This window comes from Stenotrophomonas sp. 3diitr2024 (assembly GCF_042136455.1).
In the GTDB taxonomy this organism is placed as follows: Bacteria; Pseudomonadota; Gammaproteobacteria; order Xanthomonadales; family Xanthomonadaceae; genus Stenotrophomonas; species Stenotrophomonas sepilia.
This window is the reverse complement of the sequence record NZ_JBHHMJ010000601.1, coordinates 39,088-53,760: the sequence shown is the minus strand read 5'-3', so window position 1 is coordinate 53,760 and position 14,673 is coordinate 39,088. Positions and strand designations below refer to the sequence as shown.

Here is a 14,673-nt window from a genome sequence, read left to right as displayed (position 1 = left end):
GGATTGCCGCCACCGCCGGTGCGGTTCAGGTCCGAGCCGTACGAGGAGGCACCCAGCGCCGAGTAGTCTGGCAGGGTCTGGGTCTGCGAGGCGGCGACACGCAGCACCAGCGAGTCGTCCAGGTCGAACTTGATGTTGGCGTCGGTCAGCTTCTGGATGTCGTCTTCGCCGCGCTTCTTCTCGTCTTCGCTGATCGCTTTGTCCTTGACCAGCTTGGCGATTTCCTTGTTCGCGTCCTGACGGATGTTGCGGATCGCGAAATGCATCCACGCCAGTGCAGCCGCCACCAGCACGAACAGCAGCATGAAGCAGCTGCTCCAGATGCCCACCGCATCGTTCAACGCGCCAAACACGATCGGCAGGACGAAGCCACCCAGGCCGCCGATCATGCCGACCACGCCGCCCACCGCGCCCACATGCCTGGGGTAATACACCGGAATGTGCTTGTAGACCGCGGCCTTGCCCAGCGACATGAAGAAGCCCAGCACGAACACCAGCACGGTGAACATCACCACGCCGATGGCCAGATGGAAATGGAGCGGCCCGTGGATACCCTTCACCACATACTCGGTATCCGGGTAGGCCAGCAGGAAGGTGCAGATGGCCGACACGCCGAAGGTCCAGTACATCACCCGGCGCGCGCCCATCCGGTCCGACATCCAGCCACCGACCACGCGGAACAGGCTGGCCGGGATCGAATAGCACGCCGCCAGCATGCCGGCGTGGCCCACGTCCATGCCATAGGCGCCAACCAGGTAGTGCGGCAGCCACAACGCCAGCGCCACGAAGCCGCCGAAGACGAAGAAGTAGTACAGCGAGAACCGCCATACCTGCAGGTTCTTCAGTGGTGCCATCTGCTCGGCGAACGGCACCGGCTTCACGCCTTCGCGGCGGCGCTGTTCCAGAGACGGGTCTTCCTTGCTGAAGAGGAAGAACAGCACCGCAGTGACCGCCAGCGCGACGGCCCAGACCTTGGCAACCATGGTCCAGCCGGCCGCCACCATCACCAGCGGCGCCAGCAGCTTGGTCACCGCCGAACCGATGTTGCCGGCACCGAAGATGCCCAGCGCAGTGCCCTGCTTGCTGGCCGGGAACCACTTCGAGACGTAGGCCACGCCCACCGAGAAGTTGCCGCCGGCGATACCCACGCACAGCGCGGCAACCAGGAACTGGCTGTAGGTCTGTGCGTAGGTCAGCATCCAAGTAGCGACTGCACCACACAGCATCACCAGCACCATCACCTTGCGGCCACCGAACTGGTCGGACCAGATACCGAGGAAGACGCGGCTGACCGAGCCGGTCAGCACCGGCGTGGCGATCAACAGGCCGAACTGGGTGTCATTCAAGCCGAGCTGTTGACTGATCTGGATACCAATGATCGAGAAGATCATCCACACCGCAAAGCACACGGTGAAGGCGAACGTGCTCAGCCACAGCGCACGTTGCTGCTGCCCGGCACTGGCGGGGGCAAGGGCCTGGTTCATGAATTTTCCTCGTTCAAAGGGGTTCAGCCGATATCCGCTTCGGCTTCGATCTCATCCAGCCCGCGCACTGGGTAGCGTTCCTGCAACTGCAGCAGGTAGGCCTGCACCTCGCGCTGCCGCACCTGCAACTCCAGGTAGTCACGCAGCTGCGGCAGCACGGCCTCGAACGGCTGCGGCTGGCCTTCCTCGCGGGCATCGACGCAGACCACGTGGTAGCCCCAGCGCGATTCCACCGGGAAACCGGCCAGGCCTTCGCGCAGGCGGAACACCTGTCGGTCGAACTCCGGCGTGGTCTGCCCACGTTGCAGCCAGCCCAGGTCACCGCCTTCGCTGCTGGACGGGCAGCGTGAATGACGCAGGGCGAAATCGGCGAACAGGTGCGGCGACTCCTTCAGCAGCCCAACCAGCCGCTCGCCCTCGGTGCGTGCAGCGAAGCGCCCGGCCACGTCGTCGGCCGGTGCGGCCAGCAGGATATGGCGCAGGCGCACACGGTCGGGGGAGCGGAAGCGCTCCGGGTTCTGCTCGAAGTAGCGCCGGCAGTCTTCATCGGTCGGCACGCGGTCTTCGATCGCGTCTTCCAGCAGCTGCTGGATCAGCACTTCCTCGTCACTTACCCGGTTACCCTCCGGCGCCTGCAGGCCCAGCCGCTGCGCTTCCAGGCGCAGCAGTTCGCGCACCACCAGTGCACGTGCCGCTTCGGCACGTGACTGTTGCGGGCGCATCGCCCGGTGGTGCTGCATCTCGCGGGCGATGTCGGCCTCGCTTATCGCGGTCTCGTCCACGAACAGCCGGCACGGTGCCGGCTGCCCGAGCGAACGCGGCCCCTGCGCCGCCGCGTCATGGTGGTGCGAATGCGCCTCGGCGGGAACCGGTGCCGCGGAGTCGATCACGGTAATCGGCAGGAATTTCGGCAGGCTGCGCATGGTTTACTCCCGCGGCCCATAGCGCAGCGTGGCCTGACGGCGGCGCACCACCTGGTAGGGCCGCCACAGGTAACTGATCGGAATGCTCCATACGTGCACCAGGCGGGTGAACGGCGCGATCAGGAACAGGGTCAGGCCCAGGAAGATATGCATCCTGTAGACCCAGCTGACGCCCTCGATGTAATCAGCGGCACCGGCACGGAAGGTCACGATGTGCTGCGCCCACTCGGCCAGCTGCACCATCACCCCGCCGTCCAGGTGACCGGACGAGACGCGGATGCTGTACAGGCCCAGGCACAGCTGCGCGAACAGCAGCACCAGCACCAGGGTGTCACCGAAGCTGCCGGTAGCCCGAACACGCGCATTGAACAGGCGGCGTACCAGCAGGATGCTGATGCCGATGAAGCACAGTGCGCCGAACACACCACCGACCACCATCGCCAGCATCTGCTTCTGCGAGGAGGTGATGAAGTGCTCGTACACCGCGTGCGGCGTCAGCAGCCCGACCAGGTGGCCGCCGAGGATGGCCAGGATGCCGATGTGGAAGCAGTTGCTGCCGAGCCGCATGCCCTTGTCCGACAGCATCTGACTGGAGCCGGTGCGCCAGGTGTACATGGCCTTGTCATAGCGGGCCCAGCTGCCGATCAGCAGCACTGCCACGGCGATGTACGGGTAGTACTGGAAGGCGAATTGATGCAGGGAGTAACTCATGGCTGGACCTCACGATGCGAAGGACGGGCCGGCGAACGCACGGGCGGCTTGCAGTCTTCGGCAGGGGCTTCGGCGCCGAAGCGCACCGCCTCCTCCTCCCACAAGCGGTCCATGGCCTCGGCGGTATCGTCGCGGACTTCCTCGCTGGCACGCTGGCGCAGCGCCTGCAGATCGGCCTTGCCGTCACCGGCTTCGACCAGGATCTCGAACAGCACCCGGTGCGGCAGCTCACGCTCGGCGGCACGCGCGGCCAGCATCCCGGCGATATGGCCGATGTGGTGCAGCCACTCGCGGGCCTCGCTACCGGGGCGGTGGGCCAGGAACTCCAGCAGCAACGGCAGGTAATCCGGCAGCTCGCGGGCATCCAGTTCGAAGCCGTTGCGGCGGTAGGTTTCGACCAGATCGACCATGGCCTGGCCGCGGTCGCGCGACTCGCCATGGATGTGTTCGAAAAGCAACAGGCTCATCGAACGGCCGCGGTCGAAACTGGCCAGCCACGCCGCCTGTGCATCCAGCGCATCGGTGGCCAGCAGCTGCTGCACGAAGCTGCGCAGCTGCTGGCGGCGGGCGGGGTTCAGCGCCGGGTCGTCACAGGCGGCGAGCAGCTCCTCGCCGTGCTCCCACAGTTCCTCGCGGGGGTAGTCCAGCAACACCCCGACCAGCTTGAGCACCCTCATCACACCACCTCCTTGCGGCGCTGGTTCGGGCCCTTGTCCACCACGAAGGTGGTGGTCTTGCGCTGCCCGAACAGGTCCGCCGGGCTGTCACCATTGCAGCCGTTTCCGAAGGTGAAGCCGCAGCCGCCGCGCTCACCGAAGGCGTCGTTGGCGTACTCGCGGTGGCCGGTCGGAATCACGAAACGGTCCTCGTAGTTGGCAATGGCCAGATAGCGGTACATCTCTTCCACCTGGGCGATGCTCAGCCCGGTCTGTTCCAGCACGGCGGTGTCTTCCACGCCGTCCACGTTCTTGGCCCGGCGCCAGGCACGCATCGCCATCAGCCGCTCCAGCGCGCGTACCACCGGCGCCTCGTCACCGGCCGTCAGCAGGTTGGCCAAATAGCGCATCGGGATGCGCAGCGACGCCACGTCCGGCAGCTCGCCGCTCATGCCCACGCGGCCACGCTCGGCGGCGGACTGGATCGGCGACAGCGGCGGCACATACCAAACCATCGGCAGCGTGCGGTATTCCGGGTGCAGCGGCAGCGCCAGCTTCCAGTCGATCGCCAGCTTGTACACCGGCGACTGCTTGGCCGCATCCAGCCAGCTGTCCGGGATGCCTTCCTTGCGCGCGGCGGCGATCACTGCCGGATCGTTCGGGTCCAGGAAGATGTCCAGGTGGGCCTGGTACAGGTCCTTCTCGGCGGCTACCGAAGCGGCCTCGGCGATGCGGTCGGCGTCGTACAGCATCACGCCCAGGTAGCGGATGCGGCCCACGCAGGTTTCCGAGCACACGGTTGGCTCACCCATCTCGATGCGCGGGTAGCAGAAGATGCACTTCTCCGACTTGCCGCTCTTCCAGTTGTAGTAGATCTTCTTGTACGGGCACGCCGACACGCACATGCGCCAGCCGCGGCACTTGTCCTGGTCGATCAGCACGATGCCGTCTTCCTCGCGCTTGTAGATCGCGCCCGAGGGGCACGCCGAGACGCACGCCGGGTTCAGGCAGTGCTCGCACAGGCGCGGCAGGTACATCATGAAGGTCTTTTCGAAGGCGCCGTAGATCTCCTTCTGCACCTGGTCGAAGTTGTAGTCGCGTGAGCGCTTGCTGAACTCCGAACCGAGGATCTCCTCCCAGTTCGGGCCCCACTCGATCTTCTGCATGCGCTCGCCACTGATCAGCGAACGCGGGCGTGCGGTGGGCTGGTGCTGGCTGTCCTTGGCGGTGTGCAGGTTCTGGTAGTCGAAATCGAACGGCTCGTAGTAGTCGTCGATCTGCGGCAGGTCCGGGTTGGCGAAGATCTTGGCCAGCATGCGCCAGCGGCCGCCCGCGCGTGGCACCAGCTTGCCGCCGCGGGTGCGCACCCAGCCGCCGTTCCACTTGTCCTGGTTCTCCCATTCCTTCGGGTAGCCGATGCCCGGCTTGGTTTCCACGTTGTTGAACCAGGCGTACTCGACGCCCTCGCGCGAGGTCCAGACGTTCTTGCAGGTGATCGAGCAGGTATGGCAGCCGATGCACTTGTCCAGGTTCAGCACCATCGCGATCTGTGCACGGACCTTCATCACACCACCTCCTTTACAGCTGCAGGTACTGCCTCATCGTCCAGCCAATCGATCTTGTCCATCTTTCGCACGATCACGAACTCGTCGCGGTTGGTTCCGCAGGTGCCGTAGTAGTTGAAGCCATAGGCCAGCTGCGCGTAGCCGCCGATCATGTGGGTCGGCTTGAGCACGATGCGGGTCACCGAGTTGTGGATGCCGCCGCGGGTGCCGGAAATCTCCGAGCCCGGCACGTTGATGATGCGTTCCTGCGCGTGGTACATCATCGCCATGCCCGGCATCACGCGCTGGCTGACCACCGCACGCGCGGCGATCGCACCGTTGACGTTGAACAGCTCGATCCAGTCGTTGTCGACGATGCCGGCACTGCGCGCGTCGTCCTCACTGATCCACACGATCGGACCACCGCGCGACAGCGTCTGCATGATCAGGTTGTCGCTGTAGGTGCTGTGGATGCCCCACTTCTGGTGCGGGGTGATCCAGTTCAGCACGATCTCCTTGTTGCCGTTCGGGCGCTGGTTCAGCAGCGGCTCCACCGTGCGCGTGTTGACGGGCGGGCGATAGCTCATGAAGGCCTCGCCGAAGTCGATCATCCATTCGTGGTCCTGGTAGAACTGCTGGCGACCGGTCACCGTGCGCCACGGAATCAGCTCGTGCACGTTGGTATAGCCGGCGTTGTAGCTGACGTTGTCGTCTTCCAGTCCCGACCAGATCGGCGAAGAGATGATCTTGCGCGGCTGCGCCTGGATGTCACGGAAGCGGATCGCCTCGTGCTCCTTGCCCACCGCCAGATGCGTATGCTCGCGACCGGTGAAGGTACCCAGCGATTCCCAGGCCTTCACCGCCACGTGGCCGTTGGTTTCCGGCGCCAGGTGCAGGATTACTTCGGCCGCGTCGATCGCGGTCGAGATGGCCGGTCGCCCCTGGCTTATGCCTTCTTCGTGCACGGTGTGATTCAACTTGCCGAGGAACTCGACCTCGTGCTTCGTGTCCCAGCTCATGCCCTTGCCGCCGTTGCCCTGCTTGTCCAGCAGTGGGCCGAGCGAGGTGAACTTGCGGTACAGGTTCGGGTAGTCACGCTCCACCACCGTCATCGACGGCATGGTCTGGCCCGGAATGGCCTCGCACTCGCCCTTCTTCCAGTCGGCCACGCCGAACGGCATGCCCAGCTCGTTGGGGGTGTCGTGCAGGGTCGGCACCAGCACCAGGTCCTTCTCCACGCCCAGCACGCCCGGCGCCATCTCGCTCACGGTGCGGGCCACCTCCTTGAAGATGTCCCAGTCGCTGCGCGATTCCCAGGCCGGGTCCACCGCCTTGGACAGCGGGTGGATGAACGGGTGCATGTCCGAGGTGTTGAGGTCGTCCTTCTCGTACCAGGTTGCCGTCGGCAGCACGATGTCCGAATACAGCGCGGTGGTGCACATGCGGAAGTCGAGCGTGACCAGCAGGTCCAGCTTGCCTTCCGGCGCCTCGTCGCGCCACTTCACCTCCTGCGGCTTCACTGCGCCCATTTCGCCCAGGTCCTTGCCCTGAAGCCCGTGGCGCGTACCCAGCAGGTGCCGCAGCATGTACTCATGGCCCTTGCCCGAGGAACCGAGCAGGTTCGAGCGCCAGATGAACATCATGCGCGGGTGGTTCTGGCTGGCGTCCGGGTCGGCGAAGGCGAAGTCCAGCGAGCCATCCTTGAACTTGCCCAGCGCGTAGTCCGCCGGGGCCACGCCGGCCGCTTCGGCCTCGCGTACCAGCTGCAGCGGGTTGCGGTCCAGCTGCGGGGTGCTCGGCAGCCAGCCCATGCGCACCGCGCGCAGGTTCAGGTCAGCCAGGCTGCCGCTGTACTTGCGGGCATCGGCCAGCGGCGACAGCAGCTCGTCCACCTGCAGCTTCTCGTAGCGCCACTGCCCGGTGTTGAAGTAGAAGAACGAAGTACCGTTCATGTGGCGCGGCGGCTTGCTCCAGTCCAGGCCGAACGCGAGCGGCTGCCAGCCGGTCTGCGGGCGCAGCTTTTCCTGGCCCACGTAATGCGCCCAGCCGCCACCGGTCTGGCCCACGCAACCGCACATGATCAGCATGTTGATCAGACCGCGGTAGTTCATGTCGTTGTGGAACCAGTGGTTCATGCCCGCGCCGACGATGATCATCGATCGGCCGTGGGTCTTGTCGGCGGTACGCGCGAACTCGCGGGCGATCTGGATTACCTCGGCGCGCGACACGCCGGTGATGCGCTCCTGCCACGCCGGCGTGCCCGGCACCCTGTCATCGAAGCTCGATGCCACGTTGCCGCCGCCAAAGCCACGGTCCACGCCGTACTGGGCCAGCAGCAGGTCGTAGACCGTGGCTACCAGCGTCTCGCCGCCATCGGCCGTGGCCAGCCGGCGCACCGGAATGTTGCGGTCCAGTACGTCTTCGGCCGGCGCGGCGGTCCAGCCGTCGCTTTCAATGCCACCGAAGTACGGGAAGCTCACCGCCTCGATGCCGTCGTTGGCGTCGGACAAGCTCAGGCGCAGGCGCGTGTCGGCGCCATTGCTGGCCTTCTCTTCGATGTTCCAGCGGCCCTTTTCACCCCAGCGGAAACCGATCGAGCCATTGGGCACCACGATCTGGCCGCTGTTCTCGTCGTAGGCCAGGGTCTTCCAGTCCGGGTTGTTGGCTTCACCCAGCCCGCCCAGCTCACTGGCGCGCAGGAAGCGGCCCGCCACCAGGCGGCCATCGTCGCGGCGCTCCAGGCGCACCAGCATCGGCATGTCCGAGTACTGGCGGCAGTAGTCCTGGAAATACTGCGAGGGCGAGTCGACATGGAACTCGCGCAGGATCACATGGCCGAACGCAAAGGCCAGCGCCGCGTCGGTGCCCTGCTTGGGGTGCAGCCAGTGGTCGGTCAACTTGGCCAGCTCGGAATAGTCCGGGCAGATCGCCACCGTCTTGGTGCCGTTGTAGCGCGCCTCGGTGAAGAAGTGCGCATCGGGCGTACGCGTCTGCGGCACGTTCGAGCCCCAGGCGATGATGTAGCGGCTGTTGTACCAGTCAGCCGATTCGGGCACGTCGGTCTGCTCGCCCCAGATCTGCGGCGAGGCCGGCGGCAGATCGCAGTACCAGTCGTAGAACGACAGGCAGGCGCCACCCAGCAGCGACAGGTAACGCGCACCGGCGGCGTAGGACACCATCGACATCGCCGGAATCGGCGAGAACCCGACCACGCGGTCCGGGCCGTACTGCTTCACCGTGTACAGGTTGGAGGCGGCGATGATCTCGTTGGCCTCTTCCCACTGCAGGCGCACGAAGCCGCCCATGCCGCGGCGGGTCTTGTACGAACGCGCCTTCTCCTTGTCCTCCACGATGCTGGCCCAGGCATCGACCGGGGCCTTGCTCTTGCGCGCTTCGCGCCACAGGCGCAGCAGCGTGCCACGGATCAGCGGGTACTTCAGCCGGTTGGCGCTGTACAGGTACCAGGAGTAGCTGGCGCCACGCGGGCAGCCACGCGGTTCATGGTTGGGCAGGTCCGGACGCGTGCGCGGGTAATCGGTCTGCTGGGTTTCCCAGGTGACCAGGCCGTTCTTGACGTAGATCTTCCAGCTGCAGGAGCCGGTGCAGTTCACCCCATGGGTGGACCGCACGATCTTGTCGTACTGCCAGCGGGCGCGGTAACTGTTTTCCCAGTCGCGGCCCTCGCTCTTGGCAAATCCATGGCCATCGGCAAAGGTCTGGGGGTCACGCTTGAAGAACTGCAAGCGATCGAGGAAATAACTCATCGGGGATCTCCCTTTGCGGACATCGGCATCGTGGCTGTGTGTGTCATCTGGCTGCGGTGCGTTTTCATGTCGTCAGCAGGGTGTTTCGGCACCGCGCCGGTAGTACCACCACCAGGTCACGGCCAGGCAGGTGACATAGAAAACAACGAATCCGTACAGCGCCATGTCGGGGCTGCCGGTCAACGTAATGGACGAGCCGTAGCTCTTGGGAATGAAGAAACCGCCGTAGGCGCCAATCGCACCGGAAAAGCCGACCACCGCAGCCGACTCGATGCTGGCCTGGTGCGCGGCGGTAGCCTTGCCCTCGGCGTTGTCGTTGGCCGACCAGCGCTCATGCAGCGTGCGGAAGATCACCGGGATCATGCGGAAGGTCGTGCCGTTGCCGATGCCACTGAGCACGAACAGCGCCATGAAGCTGAGCAGGAAGCCATGGAAGTTGCCGCCCTGGCCATCGCTGGGCAGGAAGTGCAACACACCGAACACCGCCGCGATCATCAGCGCGAACACCCAGAAGGTCAGGCGTGCGCCCCCCCAGCGGTCGGCCATGCTGCCACCCACCGAACGCATCAGTGCGCCCAGCAGCGGGCCGATGAAGGCGTAGGCCAGCGGGTTCACGTCCGGGAACTGGCTCTTCACCAGCATCGGGAAGCCGGCCGAGAAACCGATGTAGGAACCGAAGGTACCGATGTACAACCAGCACATCAGCCAGTTGTGCTTGCGGCGGAAGATCACCGCCTGCTCGGAGAACGACGAGCGGGCGCTGGTCAGGTCGTTCATGCCGAACCAGGCCGCGATGGCGCACAGCGCGATGGCCGGCACCCAGATGAAGCCGGCGTTCTGCAGGAACAGCGGTGCCCCACCCTCCACCGTGGGCTGCGGTGCACCACCCAGCGCACCGAACACGCCTACAGTGATGACCAGCGGGATCACCGCCTGCGCCACCGACACGCCCACATTGCCCAGGCCAGCGTTCAGGCCCAGCGCCAGGCCCTGCTTCTGCTTGGGATAGAAGAAGGAGATGTTGGACATCGACGATGAGAAGTTCGCGCCACCGAAGCCGCACAGGATCGCGATGGCCACGAACACCCAGTACGGCGTGGCCGGGTCCTGCACCGCAAAGCCGAGCCAGAGCGTCGGCGCCAGCAGCGAGGCGGTCGACAGCGCGGTCCAGCGGCGGCCGCCGAAGATCGGGATCACGAACGAATAGAAGATGCGCAGGGTCGCGCCGGACAGGCTGGGCAGCGCCACCAGCCAGAACAGCTGGTCGGTGCTGAAGTTGAAGCCGATCTTCGGCAGGCTGATCGACACCGCCGAGAACAGCACCCAGACCGAGAAGGCCAGCAGCAGCGAGGGGATCGAGATGACCAGGTTGCGGGTGGCAACCCGCTTGCCGGTGCGCTCCCAATAGCCGGGGTCCTCCGGCGTCCAGTCGCTGATGACGCGACCCGGACGGGCAGTGCTGCGGACAACAGGATCGCTACCGACGGTCATACATGGCTCCGAGGCTGTGGAATGACGTGGGTATTGCTTTCAAGTTGTGACCCGTCGTCGTGCAGCCATTAGGCCGTGCGGCAACTACGACGGGGTTGATCTGGATCAATCAGGGGCCGGTTTTCACCCTGCCCCTGACAAATGTCAAACCGATGAAGCGGTATTGCGGCGCGTGACTCCGCGCTGGCGCACGCTGTCGCGCACGTCCACATCGAACTGCAGCTGAAGCCGGCTGCCATCTTCCAGGGCAATGTCGAATGGCAGGCCATCCCGGCACGGCAGCCGCGCCGCCAAGGCCTCAACCGCCGGGCGCGGCAGCACCAGGCGGCAGAAGGTGCCACCATCGAGCAGCACCGGCCGCTCGCCGCCATGCAGCGACACCGCCATGCCCCAGCCCTCGATACCGCCGAAGCGGGTCATGTTCTCGACCGATTCACCGGCCAGCAGGCGCGCCAGTTCGGCCTCGTCCAGGCGAAGCCGTACCGATTGGTCCTGCAACTGCACTTTCATGACGCAACATCCTCCCATTGTTCGGGGGTATTGCAGTTGACCAGCCCGGCCTCGTCAACCGGCGCCAGGGCCACGGAATTCACGCCAAGACGGCGCTGCAGGGCCTGCAGCGAGCGCGGGCCGTCCGGGTCATCCAGCATCGATCCAAGTACGTTGCGGCAAGCATCGTCTATATCCACCAGCATGGGCAGGGGGTGGCCCGCAAAGATCGTGCATGGACCGCGATGGCCGTCACGCAATTGCTGTAGCAATCGCGGCGGCAGCAGCGGTGTATCCACCGGCACCACCCAGGCCGGGCCATCGGGCATGCGCGTCGCCACGCTGTAGAGCCCGCCCAGCGGCCCGCAACGTGCCAGGCGGTCCGGTATGCCGCCGAACGCCGGGTAATTTCCGCTGACCCAGACCTCGCGTGCGCCAGCCTGCATCAACAGGCCCCGCATGTGTTCCAGCAGCGTGCGCCCCTGCCACGGCAGCAGCGCCTTGTCGCGGCCCATCCGGGTGGACAGGCCACCGGCCAGCACGATGCCGGTGATGCTCATCGCAGTAGAGCCACGCCATGCGTGGCTGCGCCGGCATCAATGTTGATGATCGTGCGCATGGTCATGGGCATGTGCAGGTTCACTGTCCGCGTGGCAGAGGCTGCAGCCCTCGCTCCACGCGCTGTCGCCGTCTTCGTAATGTTCCTGCTTCCAGATCGGGCACTGGTGCTTGACCACCTCGATCAATTGCCGGCAGGCCCGGAATGCCTCGTCACGGTGCGGGCTGCCGGCGGCCACCACCACCGCCACATCACCAATGCCCAACCGGCCCTTGGCATGGGCCACATACAGCTTCAGCTTCGGGCCAAACGTCGCCTCGACCTCGGCGGCCAACCGCTTGAACTCGTTCAACACCAGCGGCTCGAACAGGTCGTAGGTGATCCCGGTCACCGGCCGGCCGATGTTGACGTCGCGCACCTTGCCGATGAACACATCGATGCCACCGAAGCCCGGATCGGAGACCGCCGCGATGCCCTCGGCCGGATCGATCGCCGCCTGCGCGCGGTCCACCACCTTGGCAATGATCGTCTCGCTCATCGCTCAGCCCCCGCTCACCGGCGGCAGGATCGCCACCCGGCCATCGTCGGGCAGCGCCTCGTGGTCGCGCAGCACGCGTTGCTGATCGGCGAATGCCGAGTAATCCAGCAGGCCGGCACGGAAACCCGGCCAACGCAGTGGCAGCAGCTCGCGCAGCGCCTGGCGCAGATCGGCCACGGTGCCACCGGCCACCTCCACCGCGATTTCACGGCTGGCATCCAGATCGGAAAACGCACCGAACAACTGCAGATTCACCTGTTTCATCATGACTCCTGGCTCACCAGCTGCACCGGGTCCTGATGACCCCAGCCCTGCACGCGCACTGGCGTGCCGGCAGCGGCCACGCCGCCCTCGCCTTCCAGCACCACCCAGGCATTGGCCTGCAGCATGGACATCAAACGGAACGACTCCTGCCCGGCGAGCACGCGCGCACTCAGGCGACCCTGCGCGTCCACTTCCACCCGCGCCCGCGCGTGGAAGCGCAGGCCCGGCGGCGTGCGCACGTCGGCCTGCAGCGGCAACGTCAGCACCGGCTCTGGTGCCAGCCCCAGCAGGCGGCGCAGCACCGGCTCGACGAAGAAGCGCTGGCCCACGGCAGCGGAGACCGGGTTGCCCGGCAGGCCGAAATACAGCGCGCCATTGGGCAGCACCGCGAACAGCAACGGCTTGCCGGGGCGGATCGCCACCTTGTGGAACACGATGCGCGCACCCCGGCCGCGCAGCGCGTCGGGAACGAAATCGTAGCGGCCGGCCGACACCGCGCCGGTGCTGATCAACAGCTGCGCACCCGCGTCCAGCGCTGCATCCAGCACGGCATTGAAGGCGGCCACGTCGTCGCCCACCGTGCCCTGCCAGACCACCTCGGCACCGGCGGCCTGCAGGCGGCCAACCAGGTACGGCCGGTTGCTGTCACGAATCTGCCCGGACGCCAGCGTCTGCGCCGCCTCGGTCACCAGCTCCTTGCCGGTGGCGATCACCGCGGCCCTTGGCCTTGCCACCACCGCCACCTCGCCTACGCCGATGGCATGCAGCAGGGTGCGCGCGTTGATGTCCAGCACCTGCCCGGCCTGCAGCACGCGCTCGCCGTCGCTTACGTCCTCGCCGCGCAGGCGCACGTTCTGGCCGGGCTTCACCGTGCCCTTCAGGACAATGCGGGTCGGGCGCCCTTCTTCGCTGGCGAGGATCTCCACATTCTCGACCGGCACCACCGTGTCCAGCCCAACCGGTATGCGCGCGCCGGTCATGATTTCCCAGGCACCCTCGCCGCCTTCGGCACCGGCATCGCCGGCCGCCTGCCAGCCCTGCACCCCGAATTCGGTACCGGCCTCGAACGTCGCGCCGTCGGCGCGCAGCGCGAAGCCGTCCATTGCCGAATTGTCGAACGGCGGCAACGCCTGTGCGCTGTGGATGTCACGGGCCAGCGTGCGGCCCGCGGCCTCGTGCAGCGGCAGGCGTTCGGCCGGCAGCGGCTTGGCCGCCTCCAGCAGGTGCTGCAAGGCCTCGCTGTAGGCAATCATCCGTGGCCACCGCCATCGACCATGGCCAAGGCGTGGCCCAGTACCGGCGCCAGGATGTCCAGGCACTGCGCCGCCGCCTTCGGGCTGCCGGGCAGCGCGAACACCAGCATGTTGCCCAGCTGCACCACCTCGGCGCGGCTCAGCCAGGCCATCGGCGTGTGCTGTGCGCTGAGTGCCCGCACCATCTGCGCCAGGCCATGCACCGGCCGCGCATTCAACGAACGCAGCGCCTCCGGGGTCAGATCACGCGGGCCCAGCCCGGTACCACCGGTACACAGGCACAGGCGCACGCCCTCGGCGGCCAAGGCCTGCAGGCGGCCCGCCAATGGCTCGATGCCATCGGGCAGTATCTCGGCGGCCACCACCTCGCCACCCAGCTTTTTCAGGCCGGTCACCAGGGTCGGGCCAGAGATATCCTCATAGGTGCCGTCGCTGGCGCGATCGCTCAGCGTGATCACCGCGCAGGCCGCGCCTTCCAGGCCCTTCGGCGCACGCGGCTTGAACCGCTCACGCTCGGCCTCGTCCATGCCGTCCGGGTGCAACCAGACACCGCGCTTGCCGCCTTCCTTGAACAGCAGGCGGATACCTTCGATGCGCAGCGCCGGTTCCACCGGCTTGCTCAGGTCGTACAGGGTCAGCAGCGCCGCGTTGACGCCGGCCAGTGCCTCCATCTCCACGCCGGTGCGCGCCTCGCTGGCGCACTCGCACCACACGCGGATCGCCTGCCTTTCCGGCACCGGTGAGCAGAACACCTGCACCAGTTCCAGCGGCAGCGGATGGCATAGCGGCATCAGCATCGACGCCATCTTGGCGCCCTGCAGGCCGGCAATCTCGGCCATCACCAGCGCATCGCCTTTGGGCAGGCGGCGCTCGACAATCAGCGGATAGGCCACTGGACCGGCATGCAACTCGCCCACCGCCACCGCACGGCGGCGGGTGATGCGCTTGTTGCGCACATCGGCCATATGGAAGGCCGCATTCAATTCCCCACTCATCG

General features: G+C 66.2%; 13 protein-coding genes. All 13 read right to left on the bottom strand.

What is annotated here, in order from left to right:
- A partial coding sequence (locus ABGA94_RS15805) for a ribosome recycling factor (protein ID WP_375367765.1) occupies positions 1–1,484 on the bottom strand: 1,484 nt, incomplete at its 3' end.
- A 23-nt stretch (positions 1,485–1,507) separates the two neighbouring features.
- Entirely contained in the window at positions 1,508–2,407 is a 900-nt protein-coding gene (locus tag ABGA94_RS15800; protein ID WP_065177653.1) for a peptidylprolyl isomerase, read from the bottom strand.
- A gap of 3 nt (positions 2,408–2,410) precedes the next feature.
- Complete coding sequence (gene narI / locus ABGA94_RS15795; RefSeq protein WP_375367763.1) at positions 2,411–3,118, bottom strand: respiratory nitrate reductase subunit gamma; 708 nt, start codon at positions 3,116–3,118, stop codon at positions 2,411–2,413.
- On the bottom strand, positions 3,115–3,795 hold the full coding sequence (gene narJ, locus ABGA94_RS15790; protein WP_111128611.1) for a nitrate reductase molybdenum cofactor assembly chaperone: 681 nt from the start codon (positions 3,793–3,795) through the stop codon (positions 3,115–3,117). The genes narI and narJ overlap by 4 nt, the downstream gene beginning before the upstream one ends.
- Positions 3,795–5,339, bottom strand: a complete 1,545-nt coding sequence (gene narH, locus ABGA94_RS15785) for a nitrate reductase subunit beta (protein WP_375367761.1) — start codon at positions 5,337–5,339, stop codon at positions 3,795–3,797. The genes narJ and narH overlap by 1 nt, the downstream gene beginning before the upstream one ends.
- Positions 5,339–9,082, bottom strand: coding sequence for a nitrate reductase subunit alpha (locus ABGA94_RS15780; RefSeq protein ID WP_375367759.1), 3,744 nt, complete (start codon positions 9,080–9,082; stop codon positions 5,339–5,341). Before ABGA94_RS15780 ends, narH begins: the two co-directional genes overlap by 1 nt.
- Positions 9,083–9,154: 72 nt before the next feature.
- On the bottom strand, positions 9,155–10,573 hold the full coding sequence (locus ABGA94_RS15775; RefSeq protein ID WP_053499738.1) for a NarK family nitrate/nitrite MFS transporter: 1,419 nt from the start codon (positions 10,571–10,573) through the stop codon (positions 9,155–9,157).
- A gap of 144 nt (positions 10,574–10,717) precedes the next feature.
- A complete protein-coding gene (locus ABGA94_RS15770) occupies positions 10,718–11,083 on the bottom strand; it encodes a hypothetical protein (protein ID WP_053499740.1) in 366 nt (121 codons plus the stop codon).
- On the bottom strand, positions 11,080–11,622 hold the full coding sequence (locus tag ABGA94_RS15765) for a molybdenum cofactor guanylyltransferase (RefSeq protein WP_375367757.1): 543 nt from the start codon (positions 11,620–11,622) through the stop codon (positions 11,080–11,082). Before ABGA94_RS15765 ends, ABGA94_RS15770 begins: the two co-directional genes overlap by 4 nt.
- Before the next feature lie 36 nt (positions 11,623–11,658).
- Entirely contained in the window at positions 11,659–12,159 is a 501-nt protein-coding gene (locus ABGA94_RS15760; RefSeq protein ID WP_005416853.1) for a molybdenum cofactor biosynthesis protein MoaE, read from the bottom strand.
- 3 nt (positions 12,160–12,162) lie between these two features.
- The gene (locus ABGA94_RS15755; protein WP_005416856.1) at positions 12,163–12,423 is read right to left on the bottom strand and encodes a MoaD/ThiS family protein; all 261 of its coding nucleotides are present in this window, start codon (positions 12,421–12,423) and stop codon (positions 12,163–12,165) included.
- Positions 12,423–13,676: a gephyrin-like molybdotransferase Glp gene (glp, locus tag ABGA94_RS15750; RefSeq protein ID WP_375367754.1), complete on the bottom strand. Its 1,254-nt coding sequence runs from the start codon at positions 13,674–13,676 to the stop codon at positions 12,423–12,425. Before glp ends, ABGA94_RS15755 begins: the two co-directional genes overlap by 1 nt.
- The gene (gene moaCB / locus ABGA94_RS15745; RefSeq protein ID WP_375367768.1) at positions 13,673–14,671 is read right to left on the bottom strand and encodes a bifunctional molybdenum cofactor biosynthesis protein MoaC/MoaB; all 999 of its coding nucleotides are present in this window, start codon (positions 14,669–14,671) and stop codon (positions 13,673–13,675) included. The genes glp and moaCB overlap by 4 nt, the downstream gene beginning before the upstream one ends.
- Between the last annotated feature and the right edge of the window lie 2 nt (positions 14,672–14,673).